The 19,177-nt window shown below is 59.0% G+C and carries 16 protein-coding genes; 11 read left to right on the forward strand and 5 right to left on the reverse strand.

The annotated features are described in order from the left end of the window. The first annotated feature begins 74 nt into the window (after positions 1–74). The 3 genes from ACTQ33_RS13365 to ACTQ33_RS13375 are packed head-to-tail and all read left to right on the forward strand — an operon-like array spanning position 75 to position 3,170. Positions 75–626, forward strand: a complete 552-nt coding sequence (locus tag ACTQ33_RS13365) for a site-2 protease family protein (RefSeq protein ID WP_441465089.1) — start codon at positions 75–77, stop codon at positions 624–626. 53 nt (positions 627–679) lie between these two features. Then, on the forward strand, positions 680–2,512 hold the full coding sequence (locus ACTQ33_RS13370; RefSeq protein WP_441465090.1) for a TIGR03960 family B12-binding radical SAM protein: 1,833 nt from the start codon (positions 680–682) through the stop codon (positions 2,510–2,512). Continuing rightward, positions 2,505–3,170: a TIGR03936 family radical SAM-associated protein gene (locus tag ACTQ33_RS13375; RefSeq protein ID WP_441465091.1), complete on the forward strand. Its 666-nt coding sequence runs from the start codon at positions 2,505–2,507 to the stop codon at positions 3,168–3,170. The genes ACTQ33_RS13370 and ACTQ33_RS13375 overlap by 8 nt, the downstream gene beginning before the upstream one ends. A 42-nt stretch (positions 3,171–3,212) precedes the next feature. On the opposite strand, the gene ACTQ33_RS13380 is transcribed toward ACTQ33_RS13375, so the two are convergent. From ACTQ33_RS13380 to ACTQ33_RS13400, 5 genes are all read right to left on the reverse strand, one after another. After that, positions 3,213–3,998, reverse strand: coding sequence for an amino acid ABC transporter ATP-binding protein (locus ACTQ33_RS13380; protein WP_441465092.1), 786 nt, complete (start codon positions 3,996–3,998; stop codon positions 3,213–3,215). A 12-nt stretch (positions 3,999–4,010) separates the two neighbouring features. Continuing rightward, the gene (locus tag ACTQ33_RS13385) at positions 4,011–4,763 is read right to left on the reverse strand and encodes an amino acid ABC transporter permease (protein ID WP_441465093.1); all 753 of its coding nucleotides are present in this window, start codon (positions 4,761–4,763) and stop codon (positions 4,011–4,013) included. An 88-nt stretch (positions 4,764–4,851) separates the two neighbouring features. Beyond that, the gene (locus ACTQ33_RS13390) at positions 4,852–5,772 is read right to left on the reverse strand and encodes a transporter substrate-binding domain-containing protein (RefSeq protein WP_441465094.1); all 921 of its coding nucleotides are present in this window, start codon (positions 5,770–5,772) and stop codon (positions 4,852–4,854) included. A gap of 83 nt (positions 5,773–5,855) precedes the next feature. Continuing rightward, entirely contained in the window at positions 5,856–7,154 is a 1,299-nt protein-coding gene (locus ACTQ33_RS13395; RefSeq protein WP_441465130.1) for a methionine gamma-lyase family protein, read from the reverse strand. 42 nt (positions 7,155–7,196) lie between these two features. Next, complete coding sequence (locus tag ACTQ33_RS13400) at positions 7,197–7,988, reverse strand: TIGR04255 family protein (protein WP_441465095.1); 792 nt, start codon at positions 7,986–7,988, stop codon at positions 7,197–7,199. A 305-nt stretch (positions 7,989–8,293) separates the two neighbouring features. On the opposite strand from ACTQ33_RS13400, the gene ACTQ33_RS13405 reads away from it, so the two are divergent. From ACTQ33_RS13405 to ACTQ33_RS13440, 8 genes are all read left to right on the forward strand, one after another. Then, positions 8,294–9,235, forward strand: coding sequence for an alpha/beta hydrolase (locus ACTQ33_RS13405; protein WP_441465096.1), 942 nt, complete (start codon positions 8,294–8,296; stop codon positions 9,233–9,235). A 208-nt stretch (positions 9,236–9,443) separates the two neighbouring features. Then, positions 9,444–11,606 carry an anaerobic ribonucleoside-triphosphate reductase gene (gene nrdD / locus ACTQ33_RS13410; protein ID WP_441465097.1) on the forward strand — a complete coding sequence of 721 codons (2,163 nt, stop codon included), beginning with the start codon at positions 9,444–9,446 and terminating at the stop codon, positions 11,604–11,606. A gap of 158 nt (positions 11,607–11,764) precedes the next feature. Next, positions 11,765–12,922 carry a cation diffusion facilitator family transporter gene (locus tag ACTQ33_RS13415; protein ID WP_441465098.1) on the forward strand — a complete coding sequence of 386 codons (1,158 nt, stop codon included), beginning with the start codon at positions 11,765–11,767 and terminating at the stop codon, positions 12,920–12,922. A gap of 268 nt (positions 12,923–13,190) precedes the next feature. Continuing rightward, complete coding sequence (locus tag ACTQ33_RS13420) at positions 13,191–14,699, forward strand: ABC transporter ATP-binding protein (RefSeq protein WP_441465099.1); 1,509 nt, start codon at positions 13,191–13,193, stop codon at positions 14,697–14,699. A 14-nt stretch (positions 14,700–14,713) separates the two neighbouring features. Beyond that, complete coding sequence (locus tag ACTQ33_RS13425; protein ID WP_441465100.1) at positions 14,714–15,781, forward strand: ABC transporter permease; 1,068 nt, start codon at positions 14,714–14,716, stop codon at positions 15,779–15,781. A 1-nt stretch (position 15,782) separates the two neighbouring features. Beyond that, a complete protein-coding gene (locus ACTQ33_RS13430; RefSeq protein WP_441465101.1) occupies positions 15,783–16,703 on the forward strand; it encodes an ABC transporter permease in 921 nt (306 codons plus the stop codon). A gap of 63 nt (positions 16,704–16,766) precedes the next feature. Then, positions 16,767–17,843 (forward strand): BMP family protein, encoded by a 1,077-nt coding sequence (locus tag ACTQ33_RS13435; protein WP_441465102.1) that lies wholly within the window; start codon positions 16,767–16,769, stop codon positions 17,841–17,843. A 127-nt stretch (positions 17,844–17,970) separates the two neighbouring features. Further along, entirely contained in the window at positions 17,971–19,110 is a 1,140-nt protein-coding gene (locus ACTQ33_RS13440) for a 5-bromo-4-chloroindolyl phosphate hydrolysis family protein (protein WP_441465103.1), read from the forward strand. The last annotated feature ends 67 nt before the right edge of the window (positions 19,111–19,177 follow it).

Genomic DNA, 19,177 nt, shown 5'->3' on the forward strand with positions numbered 1-19,177 from the left:
ATTCTTGTCAAGTCATTTCCATGAGAATACTTTCACGTTCCCCCGCATATTCTGCCATGAGGTGGTTTCTCTTCATGGTTTTTCTGCACATCGACCCCGGATGGCTGGTCCTCATGGCTCTGCTCTGGTATTGGGACCCCCTGGGGTGTTTTTATCCCTTCTGCGCCGCCATGGCCCTCCATGAACTGGGCCATCTGGCGGCTCTTTCCCTGCTTCGCGTCCCCGTCCGGCAGATGCGGTTGGACCTCAGCGGCGCGGTTCTGGAGACCGGCGCCACCGACTACCGCCGAGAGATCGTTTGCGCCCTGGCCGGTCCCGCCGCCAACTGTCTGGGGCTTTTTTTCTGGGAGGTGATTCCCCTCTATGCCCGGTGTTGTCTGCTGCTGGGGGCCTTCAATCTGCTGCCCCTGCCACCCCTGGACGGTGGAAAAGCCCTGCGGGCGTTTCTGCTGCTGCGATGCAATACGGCCACGGCCTTTTCCATATTGATGGCCGTCACCTGGGTCACGGCAGCGGCGCTGATGCTATGGGCATTATGCCTGACGGCGGACCACGGTCTATGGCCTGTGGCGGCGGCGGGTCTGGCTTTACTGCGGTTGACTCTTACCATGAAAAAGCATTTGTAAATCCCGGCTGTACCCTGTATAATGGAGATAAATCTATACGAAAGAGGCCCAATATGACCACATTACTGGAACGCATTTTGCCAACAGTGCAAAAGCCCGCCCGCTATGTGGGCGGAGAATACAACCAGATCGTCAAGGACAAATCCCAGGTGCATGTCCGGGTGGCGTTCTGCTTCCCCGACACCTACGAAATCGGCATGTCCAATCTGGGTATGCGCATTCTCTACGGTGTCATGAACAACCAGCCGGACGTCTGGTGTGAGCGGGTTTTCGCTCCCTGGGGTGACATGGAAGCGCAGATGCGCAAGCACGCTCTGCCCCTTTGGGCGCTGGAAAGCCACGACCCGGTGAAGGATTTTGATCTCATTGCCTTTACGGTGGGCTATGAGATGAGCTACGCCAATATCCTGAATATGCTGAACCTGGCCCAAGTCCCCCTCCACGCCGCCGACCGCCACGATTTGAAGAACATTGTCTTTGCCGGCGGCGCCTGCATGTACAATCCGGAACCCCTGGCTGACTTCATCGACTTCTTCTCCCTGGGCGAGGGCGAGGACAGCACCGTGGAGATTCTCGATCTGTACCGGAAAGCCAAGTCCGAACACTGGACCAAAGACCAATTTCTGCTGGAAGTCTCCAAAATCGAAGGCATATACGTCCCCTCCTTCTACGAGCACACCTACCACGAGGACGGTACGTTACAAGCCATCACGCCCAAAAACGGCGCGCCCAAAACGGTGAAAAAACGCATTGTCCACGATCTGGACCACGCCTTCTACCCCACAAAGGACATTGTTCCCTCCACGGAAATCGTCCACGACCGGACCAATCTGGAGGTGTTCCGGGGCTGTATCCGAGGCTGCCGCTTCTGTCAGGCGGGTTTCACCTACCGGCCCGTGCGGCCCCGCAGTGTGGAGGTCCTGACACAGCAGGCCAAGGAGGCCCTGGAGGACTCCGGCAACCACGAGATCACCCTGTCCAGCCTGTCCACCTCCGACTATAAGCATTTGGAAGCGCTGGCCAACGCGCTGCTGGACTATTGCAGCCCCCGGAAGATCAACCTGTCTCTCCCCTCTCTGCGGGCCGACAACTTTTCCCGGGAATTGATGCTGAAGGTCCAGAAGGTCCGCAAATCGGGCCTGACCTTTGCCCCTGAAGCCGGTACCCAGCGGCTCCGCGACGCCATCAACAAGAACGTCACCGAGGAAGATGTTTTGGAGACCTGCGCCACGGCTTTTGAGGGCGGATGGAGCAGTGTCAAGCTGTACTTTATGCTGGGTCTGCCCACCGAGACCGATGAGGATGTGCTGGGCATTGCCGACTTGGTCTATAAAATCCTCAAAACTTGGCAGGAAAAGGCTACCAACCGGAAGCGTGGCTGCCGCATTAGCGTCGCCACGGCCTATTTTGTCCCCAAGCCCTTTACGCCTTTCCAGTGGGAGGCCCAGATTTCTCCCGAGGAATACACCCGCCGCCAGCGGCTTTTGAAAGAGCATATGCCCGCCAAGAGCGTGGACTACAAATGGCATGAATCGAGCCTGAGCCGTCTGGAGGCCGTACTGGCCCGGGGCGACCGCCGTTTGGGCGCAGTACTGGAACATGCGGTGCTCCATGGGGCCAAGCTGGACGGCTGGGACGAGTATTTCCGGTACGATCTGTGGTTGGACGCGTTCCAGGCCTGCGGCATCGATCCGGACTTTTACACCCGGGAGCGGAGCGAGGACGAACTGCTCCCTTGGGATACCATCGACGTGGGCGTAACAAAGAAGTTCCTCCAAAAGGAGCGGAAAGCCGCCTATGCTTCCACCATCACCCCCGACTGTCGGACCCAGTGTACCGGCTGCGGGGCCAATCTGCTCTATCCGGAGGGACCGTGCGATGCGTAGAATTTTGTTTGAAAAGACCGGCAACGGCATCTGGATTTCCCACCTCGATCTGATGCGGATTTTGCAGCGGGCATTCCGCCGCTCCGGCATCCTGCTGAAGCACACCCAGGGATTCAATCCCCACGCCTTTGTGTCGTTGGCCCTACCCCTGTCGGTGGGCACTGCCAGCTGGTGCGAGCTGTTGGAGTTTGAGTTAGCCGAGTCGGAGGGTGCCGTGGATACGGCGTCTCTGCCGGAGCGGCTCAACGCCGCGCTGCCTGACGGTATTCACTGTATTCTGGGCTATGACGGTGGACGAAAACTCAAAGAGCTGACCCATCTGCAAGTGGAGGTCCGGTTGGAATATGACCAGGGCGTTCCTACTGGGGCGGTAGATGCCATCGAAGATCTGTTCCATGGAGAAACATTGGTGGTGGAAAAGCGGTCGAAGAACGGTCCGGTGGAGCAGGACATTCTGCCCATGGTGAAATCCATGGCCGTTTCTGCCGAGGATGACAACACAGTGCTGCTGTCGGCGGTGATCTGTGCACAGAATCCATCGTTGAATCCGGACCTGCTGGCCAAGGCGGTGACTACCCACCTGCCCCAGCTGGCCCCGGACTTTGCCAAAAGTATGCGAATTGAGATGTTGACCCAGGACGGCACGCCCTTTCGTTAAACGCAAAAAATTCCGAGTTTGCTGTGCAAACTCGGAACTTTTTTATCCTTCGGAATACCGAGACAGAAATTGTCTCGTCCGCTCCTCTCTGGGGTCCTCAATGACCTGCCGGGCCGGGCCCTGCTCCACAATGAAGCCGCCGTCCATAAAGATGACCTGATCGGCCACATCCCGGGCAAAAGCCATTTCATGGGTGACGATGATCATGGTGGTTTTCTGCTCAGCCAAACCGCGGATAACCCGCAGCACCTCACCGGTCAGCTCCGGGTCCAATGCCGACGTAGGCTCGTCAAAGCAGAGGATATCGGGATGCAGCGCCAGCGCTCTGGCAATGGCCACCCGCTGCTGCTGTCCGCCGGACAGCTGGTGCGGATAATGGTCCGCCCGGGCCGCCAGACCGATATCGGCCAGGAGCTTCCGCCCCTCCTCCCGGATTTCCTCCAAAATACGCTTTTTGTTCTGCTTATAGTCAGGATACTCCTTGGCCAGCAGTTCCTTGGCCAGCGTCACATTTTGCAGCGCCGTGTACTGGGGAAACAGGTTGAACGACTGGAACACCATGCCGAAGTGGAGCCGTTTCCGACGCACGTCGGCCTCCCGCTGGGTGGTGGGGTCGTCGGCGTCAAAAATACAATCTTCCTTGATGTAAATGCGACCGCCGCTGGGCTTTTCCAGAAAGTTGAGACACCGCAGCAGCGTCGTTTTGCCGCTGCCGGACGAACCGATGATCGCCAATGCCTGTCCGGCTTCCAGATTGAAACTGATATCCTGGAGGACCTTGGTTTTATCAAAGTGCTTTTCCAGGTTCTGTACTTGTAAAATTGCCATAGGGACCTCCCATCACCGGAAAAACGCCAGCTTCTTTTCCACCCAGTTGAGGAACAGCGTCACCAGCCCACTGAACACCAGGTAGTACACCGCTGTGAAAAACAGAGGCCACACCAGACCGGAATAGCCCATGTTGCTTTTCAGGAAGGACTCGCCCATAAAGATGATCTCCTGCAAGGAAATCACGCGGGCCAGAGACGTGTCCTTGACCAGGGTGATGACCTCGTTGGACACCGGCGGTACAATGCGCTTGACCATCTGCAACAGCGTCACATGGCGGAAAATCTGGCCCTTGGTCATACCCAAAACCTGTCCGGCCTCCTGCTGGCCCACGGGCACGCCCTGGATACCGCCCCGGTAGATCTCCGAGAAATAACAGGCGTAGTTGATAATAAACGTCACACAGGCGGCCACCATGCGGCTGGAGGTGCCGCCGGGCCAGTTGAACCAGCCGATCATACCCGGCACATAGAACAGGGCGATCAATTGGAGCACCAGCGGCGTGCCGCGCACAATCCACACCACCAGACGGCAGATGGCGCTGATGGGCCGGAAGCCCATGATGGCGTTATACCACCGGGACTTTCCCTTCTGCTGAAACCGCCGCAAGGGAGCCCAGCGATTCATGGACCCCAGGCAGATCAACAGGCCCAGGGGCAGCGAGCCAATGAGGGTGATAAAGAACAGCTGCAACGTCCGAATACAGCCGGTGTTGATGGCCGATACAACGGTGCGAAATTCGTCGCTGGCGAAAAATTCTAACATGGAATCGTCCTCTCTTTGGGGATGATGCAAACGACACCACAAGGCAGAGCGCATTCCGCGCTCTGCCTCGCAGTCGAAACACAGCAGATTATTCCAGAATCACAGATTCCTGCAAGCCGTAGGTGGTAGCCACTTCCAGAACGGTACCGTTGGCAACCTGCTCGGCCCAGAACGTGTTGAACGCTTCGGTCACATCGGAGCCCTTGCGGAAGCCCACGCCGTACTCCTCCGATTCCAGGCCCTGGGCCTCATTGAGGTTCAGGCTGTAGGTCAGGTCGGCGTAAGAGGTACCCTCGCCCACCATGGCACCGGCCATCAGCAGGTCGATGACCGCGGCGTCGGAGGTACCGGCGGCCACTTCCATCAGGGCGTTGGACTGCGCCTGCACCGGCACGGTGGACGCACCCAGCGCCTGGGCGGCGGCTTCACCGGCAGAGCCGGATTCCACGGCCACGCTATAGCCTTCCAGGCTGGTCAGGCCCTCAAAGTCAGCAGCCTTGTCGGCCTTGGTCACCAGCACCTGGGCATTGAGACAATAGGGTTCAGAGGTGCTCATGGCGGAGGTCACATCATCGGTCAGCGTCATGCCGTTCCAGACACAGTCGATGCTCTTGTTGTCCAGCTCCATGATCTTATAATCCCAGCTGATCTCCTGGAATTCCACGCTGACCCCCAGCTCCTCGGCGAACTTCCGGGCCATATCGGCATCAAAGCCGATCCATTCATCGCTGCCCTCTTCCTTATAGTCCATAGGGGCGAAGTTGGTCATACCCACCACCAAGGTTCCCTTGTCTTTGATGTACTGCAAATCCGACGCGGCAGCGTCGCCGGTATCCTCGGCGGCGGCGTCATCACCGGCAGTCTCGTCAGTGCTCTCGGCGGTGTCGCCGGTATTGCCGGTCTCGGCGGTGCTGTCATCAGCGGCAGGCGCCTGGGTATCCTTGGAGCCGCAGGCGCCCAGGGACAGCAGCATCATCAGGGCCAGAAGCAATGCAAGCAGCTTTTTCATATCGATAAATCCTCCATAAACTGTCGTGTTATATTCTTGTGGAGGTATTTTATCATGCTAAAGTGCTAATGTAAAGAACTATCTTATCGGAATTGTGCCTGTAAATCCGCTGTAATTTTGTGCAGTTTCTCCAAATCCACCAAATTGGCGTTGCAAAGCTCCTGGAGCGACAGGAGAATCCCCAGCTTGGCGTGGTACCAGGTCAAGCCGCCCTGGAAGTACACGGCATAGGGCGGACGGATGGGACCGTCGGCGGACAATTCGATGGAGGACCCCTGGACAAAGGCGCCGGCAGCCATAATCACCTGGTCGTCATACCCGGGCATGTCCCAGGGCAGGGGCGTGGCAAAGCTGTCCACGGGGGCCGCCTCCTGGATGCCCTTGCAGAAGGCGATCATGGCGGCTTCCGAGCCCAGTTCCACAGCCTGAATGATATCGTGGCGGGATTCGGTGCCGTTGGGCACCACAGGGAAGCCCAGGCGCTCGTAGAGGTTGGCGGCAAAAATCGCGCCCTTCAACGCGCCGGATACCACCGTGGGGGCCAGGAAAAAGCCCTGGTAGAACGCGGGCATAATGCCGAGGTTCGCGCCCACCTCCTGACCCAGGCCGGGGGCGCTGAGACGATAGGCGCAGCGCTCGACGCATTCCGTCGTACCGCAGATGTAGCCGCCGATGGGGGCCAGGCCGCCGCCGGGGTTTTTAATGAGGCTGCCCACGATCATATCGGCTCCCACGTCGGAGGGCTCGATGGTCTCGACAAACTCACCGTAGCAGTTGTCCACCATGCACAGAACGTCGGGCTTGCATTCCTTACAGAACGCAATCAGCTTGCCGATCTGCTCCACGGAGAAGGTGGGGCGGGTGGCATAGCCCTTGGACCGCTGGATGGTGATGAGTTTCGTCTTGGGGCCGATGGCTTCCCGGATGCCGTCATAGTCAAAGGTGCCGTCGGGCAGCAAGTCCACTTGCCGGTAGGACACGCCGTACTCCTTGAGGGAGCACTGGGAGGGGCGAATGCCGATGACCTCTTCCAAGGTGTCGTAGGGACGGCCCACCGGGGACAGCAGCTCGTCGCCGGGCCGCAGATTGGCGCTGAGGGCCACGGCCAACGCATGGGTGCCGCAGGTGATCTGGGGCCGCACCAGAGCTGCTTCCGTATGGAAGCAGTCGGCGTAGACCTTTTCCAGGGTGTTCCGGCCCACATCGTCATAGCCATAGCCGGTGGTGGCGGCGAAGCAGGACGCGCCCACCCGATTGACCTGCATGGCGTGGAGGACCTTGGCCTGGTTGTACTCGGCCACCTGATCGATGGCCGCAAAACGGACGCGGAGGCTGTCCAGGACAGCCTCCCCGTAGGCCAGCACCGCCGGGCTGACGCCCATGGTGCCGTACAGTTCTTCTAAACTCACAGAACGGTCTCCTTTTTACAGCGCCGCAGGCTCCATGGCAGCGTGAAGCTGATCGGTGATGGCGTTGCGGAAAATGGGAGTCGCGTGCATGTGGAGCATTTGCAGCGCCGGAGCCGACTGGTTGACGGGAACCTTGCCGCCGGTGGACAGGTCGATGTCGAGAATCCAGCGGGTCTCCTTGTCCTCGGGCTGGCCGGGACGGCGGATCATGCCGGGAGCGGACCGCATTTTCAGACGGCAGCCACCGGCCAGCGCCATGTCCACATCCATAGTGCAGCGGCCCACGGACTGCTCCTGGACATCCTCCTCGGCCAGCATACCCAGAACGGCGGGAGACAGCAGATCCTTCCAGCTGACGCCCTCCAGGCCCAGCTCCCGGCGGGAGATGGCGTTCATATATCGCAGGCCCACCCGCTCAAAGTAGGCAGGCTCATAGATGCGGATAAAGCTGGCCAGCGCCTGGTCCAGCATCCGGGCGAACTCCTCCCAGCTGTCGTACCGGCGGCAGGTCAGGGCAATGAAGCTGTTGGTCAGGTTCAGTCTCCAGCGGCCATCCTCGGAAACGAAGTGGTAATTGGTCACGGGAGGCTGGGCCTGGACCGTGGGGTTGGCGGTGCCCATACCGGCCACCTTGGGGGCGGGCTGGTCCTGGTGCTTCTGGTACACGGGGAACGCCGCACGGACGGCCTCCTGGAACTCGGCAGGCTCCTTTTCACTGATGGAAAGAATGGTGGGGAACCGCAGCTGGCAGATGACCTCCAGCAGGGGGCTCTTCTCATAATGGCAGCGGTCGACTTGTTCAAACATTTAAAATCACCTCATAGGGAATAGAGTCATACGGTATTAGTATACCGCATTACGGGAAAAATGCAAGTAATGTTCTGTGGAATGCGTGGAAATCGTGCCTCTTTTCGACGGACGGTCTCTCTCGGCCCGTTGGGCCAATTCCCCTTCTCATGGAATCCGCCCCGACATAGTACGTGGGGCGCAACCGGCGCTTTTTTATAGGGACATTCCATATGCCCTGGCGGTACCATACTGTGCGGTTCCGCCCATGGCGGCAAATCGTATCCCATGCTATTGATTGAATTGTTTTATCAGGAGGCATTGTTTTGATCGTTTTCTGGACCCTGCTGATTCTGGCTGTCGTTGCCGCGGCGGGCTGGGTGGCCCTGCTGTTCGCCATGGGCCGGGGCCGGCTCTTCGACCCACGCAGTCCCCGGCTGCTGCTCCACAGCACCTGGGACCAATTTGAACTGCCCATACTGGCTGGAGCCGCCTGGATCACATCCCAGGAGACAGAGCACCAGACGCTGGAGAGCTTCGACGGTTTGACGCTCCACGCCCGCCTGCTCCCGGCGGCAGGTCCGGCCCTGGGCACCATTTTGCTGTTCCACGGCTATCGCTCCATGGCCGCCGTGGATTTCAGCGCCACGGCCAAGGCTCTCCACGACGAGGGGTTCCATCTGCTGCTGGTGGACCAGCGAGCCCATGGACACAGTCAGGGCCGGTGGATCACCTACGGCGTCAACGAGCGGCGGGACTGCGCTGCCTGGGCCTGGCACTGTTACCGCCGGTTCGGACCGGGCCATCCCCTGTTCCTCTACGGCATGTCCATGGGCGCCACTACGGTGCTGCTGGCGGCGGGGCTGGCCCTGCCGCCTACGGTCCAGGGCATTCTGGCCGACTGCGGCTTCACGGCCCCGGTAGCCATTCTGCGCCATGTGCTGAGCCGGTTCTGCCGTCCCCTGTCCTCCCTCCTGCTGTGGCTTCTGCGGTGGTACGCCCGGTGGCTGCTGGATGTGGATTTGGACTGCTGTTCCACACCGGCGGCGTTGCGCCGGACCCAACTGCCGGTGCTGCTGCTCCACGGCGTGGACGACAGTTTTGTGCCCATGGACATGAGCCGGGAAGCCGCAGCGGCCTGCGGTGGTTACCACCAGCTGTATCTGGTGACCGACGCCGGTCACGGCGGCGCCGGATGGGTTGACCGTAACGGATATTTATCGGCTGTCAAGGGCTTTCTCCACAATTTTCTCCACGACGCCACTTAGAAAGACAGAGAACGTAGCCACCATATCTTGTGTGTTTTCGCCAATCTTACACAAGATATATTGACAGAGTCCGCTCCCGCCGTTTATAATAACCCCGCTCCGCAGGGCCGGGCAGCACACCGGTCCAGCGGCTATGATACGTGTTACCGTCCATTCCATCGGAAGCGCTTCCGATGGAATTTCGTATGAGAACAGGGAGTTGTTTCTATTGAAAATCATCAAGCGCAACGGTTCCGAGGCCGTCTTTGATATCACCAAGATCATCCAGGCCATTGGCCGTGCCAACCGGACCGCCGCCGAAAATGAGCAGTTGACCCCCACCCAGATTCAGCGCATTGCCGAGCGGGTGGAGCTCAATTGCCGGGAGATGAACCGGTCCCCCGGCGTGGAGGAAATCCAGGACCTGGTGGAGACGCAGATCATGGCCCATGGCGCCTATGATGTAGCCAAGAAGTACATCACCTACCGCTACACCCGCAATCTGGTCCGGCAGGCCAACACCACCGACGACCAGATCCTCAGCCTCATCGAGTGCAACAACGAGGAGGTCAAGCAGGAGAATTCCAACAAGAATCCCACCGTCAACTCGGTCCAGCGAGACTACATGGCCGGTGAAGTTTCCAAGGACATCACCCGGCGCATTCTGCTGCCCCAGGATATTGTGGAAGCCCACGAGGCAGGCATCATCCATTTCCACGACTCCGACTACTTCGCCCAGCACATGCACAACTGTGATCTGGTGAATCTGGAGGACATGCTGCAAAACGGCACGGTCATTTCCGGCACCATGATCGAAAAGCCCCACAGCTTTTCCACGGCCTGCAACATTGCCACCCAGATCATTGCCCAGGTGGCTTCCAACCAGTACGGCGGCCAGTCCATTTCCCTGGCCCATCTGGCCCCCTTTGTCCAGGTGAGCCGGGAAAAAATCCGCCGCAGCGTGGAGCGGGAGGTTCAGGCCATGGGCCGTCCCCTGCCCGAGGCCCTGGTCAATCAGATGGTAGAAAACCGCCTGTTGGACGAGATTCAGCGGGGCGTGCAGACCATCCAGTACCAGGTGGTGACGCTGCTGACCACCAATGGACAAGCCCCCTTTGTCACGGTGTTTATGTATCTGGGCGAGGCCAAGAACGAGCGGGAAAAGGCCGATCTGGCCCTGATTGTTGAGGAAGTACTCAAGCAGCGTTATCAGGGCGTGAAGAATGAGGCCGGTGTGTGGGTGACCCCCGCCTTCCCCAAGCTGATCTACGTGCTGGAGGAGGACAACATCCATAAGGATTCCCCCTACTACTATCTGACGGAACTGGCTGCCAAGTGTACGGCCAAGCGTCTGGTGCCCGACTACATCAGCGAAAAGAAGATGAAAGAGCTGAAGGAAGGCAACTGTTTCCCGGTCATGGGCTGCCGTTCCAACCTGAGCCCCTGGAAAAACGAGAAGGGCGAATATCAGTTCTACGGCCGGTTCAATCAGGGCGTGGTCACACTGAATCTGCCGGACATCGCCCTGTCCTCCGGCGGCGACCTGGACAAATTCTGGCAGATTTTTGACGAACGCCTGGATTTGTGCTACCGGGCGCTGATGTGCCGCCACAACCGGCTCAAGGGTACGCTGTCCGACGCGGCCCCCATTCTGTGGCAGTACGGCGCCTGCGCCAGACTGGCCAAGGGCGAGCCCATCGACAAGCTGCTGCTCGGCGGCTACTCCACCATCTCCCTGGGCTACGCGGGCCTGTATGAGTGCGTCAAGTACATGACCGGCAAGTCCCATACGGACCCGTCGGCCACCCCCTTCGCCCTGGAGATTATGAAGTATATGAACGACGCCTGTAACCGCTGGAAAAAGGAGACCACCATCGGCTTCGGCATCTACGGCACGCCCCTGGAATCCACCACCTACAAGTTCGCCAAGTGCCTGCAAAAGCGGTTCGGCATCGTTCCCGGCGTGACAGACAAGTCCTATATCACCAACAGCTACCACGTCCATGTGACAGAGGAAATCGACGCCTTCTCCAAGCTCTCCTTTGAGGCCCAGTTCCAGGCCTTGTCCACCGGCGGCGCCATCAGCTATGTGGAAGTGCCCAACATGCAGCACAATCTGGACGCGGTTCTGGCTGTCATCCGGTACATCTACGATAATATTATGTATGCGGAGCTGAACACCAAGAGCGATTTCTGCCAGGTCTGCAACTACGACGGCGAAATCGAGATTCAGGAGGATGAGGACGGCAAATTGGTCTGGGTCTGCCCCCAGTGCGGCAATCAGGACCAGAGCAAGATGAATGTGGCCCGACGGACCTGCGGCTATATTGGTACCCAGTTCTGGAACCAGGGCCGGACCCAGGAGATCCGTGAACGCGTGCTGCACCTGTAAGCGTCCTGTTAGACACCGTAAACTTTTAGTCATAACAAACTGTAAAAATCCCGTTCTTTTTTGGAAGAACGGGATTTTTACGTAAACTACCCTCTTGCAATCTCCCGGGAAACCCGCTACAATACTGCGTATATGTTTTAGGAAAAGAGGTCTTTCTCATGACCAACCTGCTGCCGCGTCTTTTCATCCGCGACTACAAGAATTTAGAAGACCCTGCGGTCCGCTCCGCCTACGGTAAACTGGCAGGCATGGTGGGCATCTTCTGCAACATGCTGCTGTTTGCCGCCAAGCTGGCCATCGGTCTGCTGTCGGGCAGCGTATCCATCACCGCCGACGCTGTCAACAATCTGTCCGATGCCTCCAGCTCTGTGGTGACGCTGCTGGGCTTCAAACTGGCCGAAAAGCCCGCCGACGAAGACCACCCCTACGGCCACGCCCGCATGGAATATCTGTCCGGTCTGGCGGTGGCGGCGCTGATTCTCGTCATCGGCGTAGAACTGGTAAAATCATCCATATCGAAAATCATTCACCCGGAGCCGGTGTCTTTTTCTCCTGCCCTGGTGGTGGTCCTGGCGCTCTCCATGGCCGTCAAGCTGTGGATGTGCCACTTTAACAGCTCCCTGGGCCGCCGCATAAACTCCGATACCCTGAAAGCCACCGCCGCCGACAGCCGAAATGACGTGATTACCACCGGCGCGGTGCTGCTGGCCGCCATTGTGGCCCAGGTGACCAATTTGTATATCGATGGTTACGCCGGCCTGCTGGTGGCCCTCTTCATCCTGTGGAGCGGCGTGGGCATTGCCAAGGACACCATGGACCCCCTGCTGGGTCTGGCCCCGTCGCCGGAGCTGGTACAGCAGATTTCCGATGAAATCCGCGGATATGACAAAGTCCTCGGGCTCCATGATCTCATGGTCCACGACTACGGCCCCGGCCGCCGCTTTGCCAGCGTCCATGTGGAGATGGACAGCCAGGAGGACCCTCTCCTGTGCCACGATATCATCGACGACATTGAGCACGACTTCCTCAAGAAGCACCGCATCCATCTGGTCATTCACTACGACCCGGTGATCACCGACGACGCCGAACTCAACGAAATGCGGACCTTGACGGAGCAGGTGGTGCAGGAGATGGACCCCCGGTTCACCCTCCACGATTTCCGCATGGTGCGCGGTCCCGGACACACCAATCTGGTCTTTGATCTGGTCATCCCCTTTGAACTCCATGAAAAGCGGCGGGAAATTGCCCGTCAGATCAACGAACGCATCAAAGCTGTCGACGAAAAATACAACGTGGTCATCACCTTTGACCACTAATCGGCCCCGGGCGTGCTGCCAAATTCAGCACGCCCGGTTTCTCTGCTTTGTATACGTTATGACATTGATGTTTTGCATAAATTTCCATGTCATTTTCTTTGCAATTTATACAATACATCCAAAAAAATTTTCTGCTGTTCACCAAAATAATTTTCTGTAGCTTAACAAGATACTGGGAATTCCATATGATATTAATAGCAATTCTCGATACATTTTTATAGAAGCTGCACAGGCCCCCGGGAAGGTGCGGTTGAAAGGAGTCGAGCCGATGGAAGAACTATTGCGCATGGAGCATATCACCAAGCGATTCGGTGACGTCTATGCCAACCGGAACATCAATCTTGATGTACGCAAAGGCGAGGTACATACGCTTTTGGGCGAAAACGGCGCCGGCAAGAGCACGCTGATGAACGTGCTGTTCGGCCTGTATCAACCCACGGAGGGTACCATCTACCTCCACGGACAACCGGTTCGCATTGAGTCTCCGGCCCAGGCCGTCAAACTGGGCATCGGCATGGTGCATCAGCATTTTATGCTGGTGGAGGCCATGACCGTTTTTGAAAATATCATTCTCGGCGACCGCAACACCAAGGGCATTTTTATCAACCACGACGCCCGCAAAAAGGAGATTCTGGAACTGTCGGAACGCTACGGTCTGGACGTGGAGCTGGATAAGCCCATCACCGACATTGCCGTGGGCGCCCAGCAGCGCGTAGAAATCCTCAAAGCTCTCTATCGCGGCGCGGACCTGCTGGTGCTGGACGAGCCTTCGGCGGCTCTGACGGACCAGGAGGTGGAAGGTCTCTTCGACATCATGCACAAGCTGACCAGCGAGGGCAAGAGCATCATTTTCATCAGCCACAAGATGCGTGAGGTGCTTCACATCTCCGACCGGATCACCATTCTCCGGGCCGGCGAGACGGTCTGTACCCTGAACCGGGGCGAAACCACCGGCGAGGAACTGGCCAATCTGATGATCGGCCGGGAGCTGACGCCCTCTCATTATGAAAAGGTAGAGAACCCCGGCGAAGCCGTGGTATCCCTGGAAAACGTGGACTACGACAAAACCTCCAAGCACAACGGCCTTAACGGCGTCAGCCTCACCGTGGGCCGGGGCGAGATTGTGGGCATTGCCGGTGTGGACGGCAACGGCCAGAGCCAGCTGGCCCAGGTGGTCACCGGCGTTTTGACCCCCAACGCCGGACAGGTGGACCTGAAGGGCTCCCGTGTGGCCCAGTTCTCTCCCAACGGCTTCATTCTGGAGAGCGTCTCCCACATTCCCGAGGACCGCAACAAAATGGGCCTCATCGGCAATATGACCGTCCGGGATAACATCGTGCTCAAATCCACCGAGTCGCCGGAATTCTCGGCGGCCCACGGCCTGTTCCTCAAAAAGAAAGCCATCCGGGACTATGCCCTGAAGATGCAGGAGAAATACGACATCCGCTGCTCCTCCATCGATCAGGAGGCGAGAAACCTGTCCGGCGGCAACCAGCAGAAAATCATTCTGGCCCGGGAGCTGGAAGGCAAGCCCGATCTGCTGGTGGCGGTCCATCCCACCCGCGGTCTGGATATCGGCGCTACGCGCTTTGTCCACGACACCATGATCGAGGCACGGGACCGGGGCTGCGGCGTGCTGCTGATCTCCGCCGACTTCGATGAAATTCTGGAGGTCTCCGACCGCATTGTCGTCATGTTTGAAGGACAGGTCATGGGCGTGTTCTCCGGCAAGAATCCGCCCATCGCCGAAATCAGCCTGGCCATGGCCGGTAAGTGAGGAGGAATGGGACCATGAAACACACCAACCGTATTGTCAACCTTCTGGTGCCCGTCATTTCTGTGCTGCTGTCCTTTGTCATCGGCTGCATCATCATGGCGGCTCTGGGCGCCAATCCCGCCACAGCGCTGCAATCCCTTTGGATCGGCGCTTTCGGCACCATGCGCAACGTGGGTACCACCCTGTCCCGTGCCACACCCCTGATCTTCACCGCCCTGTGCGCCTGCTTCGCCTACCGCTGCGGCGTCTTCAACCTGGGCGGCGAGGGCCAGTTCCTCATGGGCGCCATTGTCTCCTGCGTCATCTCCACCCAAATGGGCATCACAGGTCTGCCCGCCATCATTCTGTGCCTTATCGCCGGCGCCCTGGCCGGCGGCATCTGGGCGTTGATCGCCGGTGTCCTCCGGGTCTTCCGCGGTCAGAATGAGATGATTATTTCCATCATGCTCAACTATGTGGCCACCCTCTTTATGGGCGTCATCTACACCAACTGGCTCCGCGACGGCAGCGTGCCCCAGACTGTGGCCGTGCCGGCCGAGACCCAACTGAGCCGCCTGGGCGATCTGCGGGCCACCACCGCGTTCATTCTGGCCTTGGTGGTGGGTCTGCTGGTGTATTACTTCCTGTTCCATACGTCCAAGGGCTTCCAGCTGCGGGCCGTGGGTCTCAACATGACGGCGGCCCAGTTCAACGGCTTCGCCGTGAAAAGGTTCATCCTCATGAGCTTCATCGTCTCCGGCGCCATCGCCGGTCTCGGCGGCAGCGCCGACCTGCTGGGCACTCAGTTCCGCCTCATCAACGGCTACGGTTCCGGCTACGGCTTCGACGGTGTGGCCATGGCCCTGATCGCTCAGCTGCATCCCATCGCCGCCATCGTGGTCGCCATCTTCTTCGCCGCCCTGCGGGTGGGTTCCACCACCATGCAGGCCGCCACCGGCGTCCCCACCAGCGTGTCCGATATCATTCAGGCGCTGGTCATCGTCTTTACGGTGGCGGGTCTGGCCATGGTGAAGCTGCCCCAGTTCCGGGCCGTCATTGACCGCATGGCCACCAAGTCCGTACAGAAGAAGGAGGCTGTGTAAGATGATTTCCGAAGTTTTGCTTTCCACCGTCCGCATGGCCACGCCCCTGATCTTCCTGGCGTTGGCCGAGCTTTACTCCCAGCGGGCCGGTCTGGTCCACATCGGTCTGGAAGGTCTGGCCGCCATCGGCTCCCTGGTGGGCTTTCTGGTAAGCCTGATCACCGGCAGCCCCATGCTGGGCGTGGTGGCCGGCGCCGCCGCCGGTATCCTCACCAATATGATCTTCGCCTATGCCACCATCACTCTCTGCGCCGAGCAGATCGTCTACGGCATGGCCATCAACATTTTCGCTCCGGCCCTGGCGGCGTTCATTTACCGCGTCTACTTCGGCGCTGGCTCTGAGCTGGTGCAGGTGGGCCTCATGAGCACCCTGAGCCAGTCCCTGGGCATCCAGTCCAACAACTTTATCGTCCAGCTGTTCCTGGACCAGACCCCCATGGTCTATCTGGCCTACATTCTGGTCATCGTCACGGTGATCTACTTCAACCGCACCAAGTCCGGCCTCAACTACAAGGCCGTGGGTGAATACCCCAAGGCCGCCGCCACGCTGGGCATCAACGTCATCGGTGTCAAGTATGTGGCCAGCATCCTCTGCGGCGCATTGGCCGGTATGGGCGGCGCGTACCTGACCACCTGCTATGCCAACACCTATGTGGACGGCAACGTGGCAGGCCGTGGCTTTATCGCCCTGGCCGCCGTGATCTTCGGCCGCTGGACCGGCGGCGGCGTCCTGCTGGCCTGTCTGTTCTTCGGCTTCTGCGACGCTTTGCAGATTCGTCTGCAAGTGGGCAGCTTCGGCATTCCCTATCAGTTCTTCCAGATGATTCCCTATGTGGCCACCGTGATAGTTCTGGCGCTGCTGGGTATGAAAAAAGCCGGTCCCAAGGGCGTGGGCAAGGCGTATCTCCCCGAGGAGCGGTAACGATGTGACTGCCGCCGTCGCGGCTGTTTCATAACCATTCTACATTTTAGGAGGAAAACGAACATGAAAAAGCTTCTGGCTCTGCTGCTGGCCCTGACCATGGTCCTGTCCCTGGGCGCCTGCGGCAACAAGACCACCACCGACAGTGGTACCAACACCGGCGACACCGGCAGCACCAGCGATACCGCGACCAACGAGGGCGGCGCCGATTCCACCGGTCTCAAAGTGGCCATGATCTGCGACTCCAGCATCTCCGACGGCGGATGGGGCATGTCCTGCTACAACGCCATGGTTGCCGCCGCAGAGGCCAACGGCTGGGAGACGGCCTACTCCGACAGCATCGCCCAGTCGGCCTACTATGACACCATCGTCTCCTACTGCGACTTGGGCTACGACCTGATCTACGCCCCCGGTAACCAGTACACCGACGCCGTGCTCCAGGCCGCCGAGGAATACCCCGAAATCGCCTTTGCCCTGCTCAACGGCGGCACCGACACGCCGGACAAGGCCACCAACGGCAACGTCACCTCTCTGCTGCCCGACGCCCAGCAGGTCGGCTGGATCGCCGGCGCTCTGGCGGGCCTCATGACCGAGACCGGTACCGTCGCTTTCATCGGCGGCATGGAGCTGGACACCACCCTGGGCAAGTATGAAGGCTTTGCCGAGGCTGCCGCCTATGTGGGCGAGCAGGCCGGCAAGACCGTGTCCGCTCTGGACATCGTGTACTCCGGTGACTTCTCCGCCACCGACAAGGGCATCGAATTTGCCAAGGCCATGATCAACCAGGGCGCCGACGTGTTCTTCGGCGACGCCTCCGCTGTTGACTCCGGCGCACGGCAGGCCATCGACGAGGCCAACACCGCTTCCGGCTCCGTCAAGATCTATGACATCGCTCAGCCCTCCGATCTGCTGGGTCAGAACGATTGCATCATCGGCAGCCAGGTCACCGACAACACCGCTCTGGTAAGCCTGTGCATGGAAGCTGTCGCCGACGGCAGCTTCGGCGGCGAGGTCATCTACGGCACCCTGCAGAACGGCGTTCTGTCCGCCGGTGCTCTGAGCGACCTGGTCCCCGCTGAGGTGCAGGATCAGTACAACGCTTACCTGCAGGAGATGCAGGACGGCACCTTCATGCAGTAATCTTCTCCCTCTGTGGGGCGGGACACCTTTCGGGGTGTCCCGCCCTTTCTGCAATATTTTGTATTTGCACCCACTTTCCTGCCGTGCTATGATATAGAAAAACAATCCCATCCACGGAGGGACTTCCATGTTGAATCAACAGCGCAATCCAAAGGAACCGCCCATTCTCTCCTGGGCCATCACCATCGGTTTGTTTCTGGTGGGCGCGTGGCCCATCGCCCTGTTTACCCTATTCCGGATTCTCAGTGTCGGTTCCATCACCTCCCCGCCCAAACAGCAGAAGCGCCCACTGAACGCCCCCCGCGAACCCATTGACCTGGAGCCGGTGGCAAACAAGCCCGCCAAGAAGGCCAAAGTACCCAAACCGGCCCGCCGGAGCGGCACCGTTCCCATTCCGAAAAATTGGGGCAAACGGCTTTGTTTTTGGGGCCTGATTGCCGCAGTGGTCACCGGCTTGATTCTGGGCGACACACTTCTGGAGACGCTTTCCGAGCTGAAACACGGGCTCACCTTCGATGATATTCAGGAGCTGCTGCAACCCACCGGCTTTTTTGCCGGCAGCCTGGTTGTGCTGTTCTGCGGGTTATCCCGCAAGGGCAAGGCCGCTCGCTACCGTCGGTATTTACAGCTGATCGGGCAGCGAGAGACGATTTCAGTGGCGACCCTGGCCGACGCCCTGCCCGTCTCCTATCGCCATGCCTGCAATGACCTCCAGGACATGCTGGAGCGCGGCTACCTGCCCGCCGGATACATCAACCGCAATTCCAGGATGTTGATTCTGTCGGAAAGCGGCTTGCGGGAGGAGGCGCCCAAGCCCCAAAAGCCGGTCCCGGAACAGCCCCCGGCCCAGGAAGACGACGTACTGCATCAAATTCACCAGCTGCGGGACAGCATCGAGGACTCGGCCATGCGGCAAAAGGTGGACCGCATCGGTGAGATCACCGCCCGGATTCTGGACTATCAGAAGGCCCATCCCGACTGTGCCGCGGAGCTGCGGAGTTTTCTCGATTACTATTTGCCCACAACGCTGAAAATCCTGCGTTCCTATGAGCAGATGGAGGAACAGCGCATTGATGGCGAGAACATCCGCACCACCAAGGCCAAAGTGGAAGGCATGATGGACCAGGTTGTGGAGGGCTTCGAGACGCGGCTGGACAAGCTGTTCCATGCGGAAGCTGTGGACATCACCAGTGACGTACAGGTGCTGGAGCAGATGCTGCGGCAGGACGGTCTCACCGGCGAAGACCTAAAGCTGCCCCGACAATAAAAAGGGCCTGTTTCAAACACTGAATTCCCAAAATACAGTTTGATAAAAATAACCGTGAAACTCAAAA

The sequence above is a fragment of the Candidatus Avoscillospira sp. LCP25S3_F1 genome, from assembly GCF_052117125.1.
Taxonomy (GTDB): Bacteria; Bacillota; Clostridia; order Oscillospirales; family Oscillospiraceae; genus Avoscillospira_A.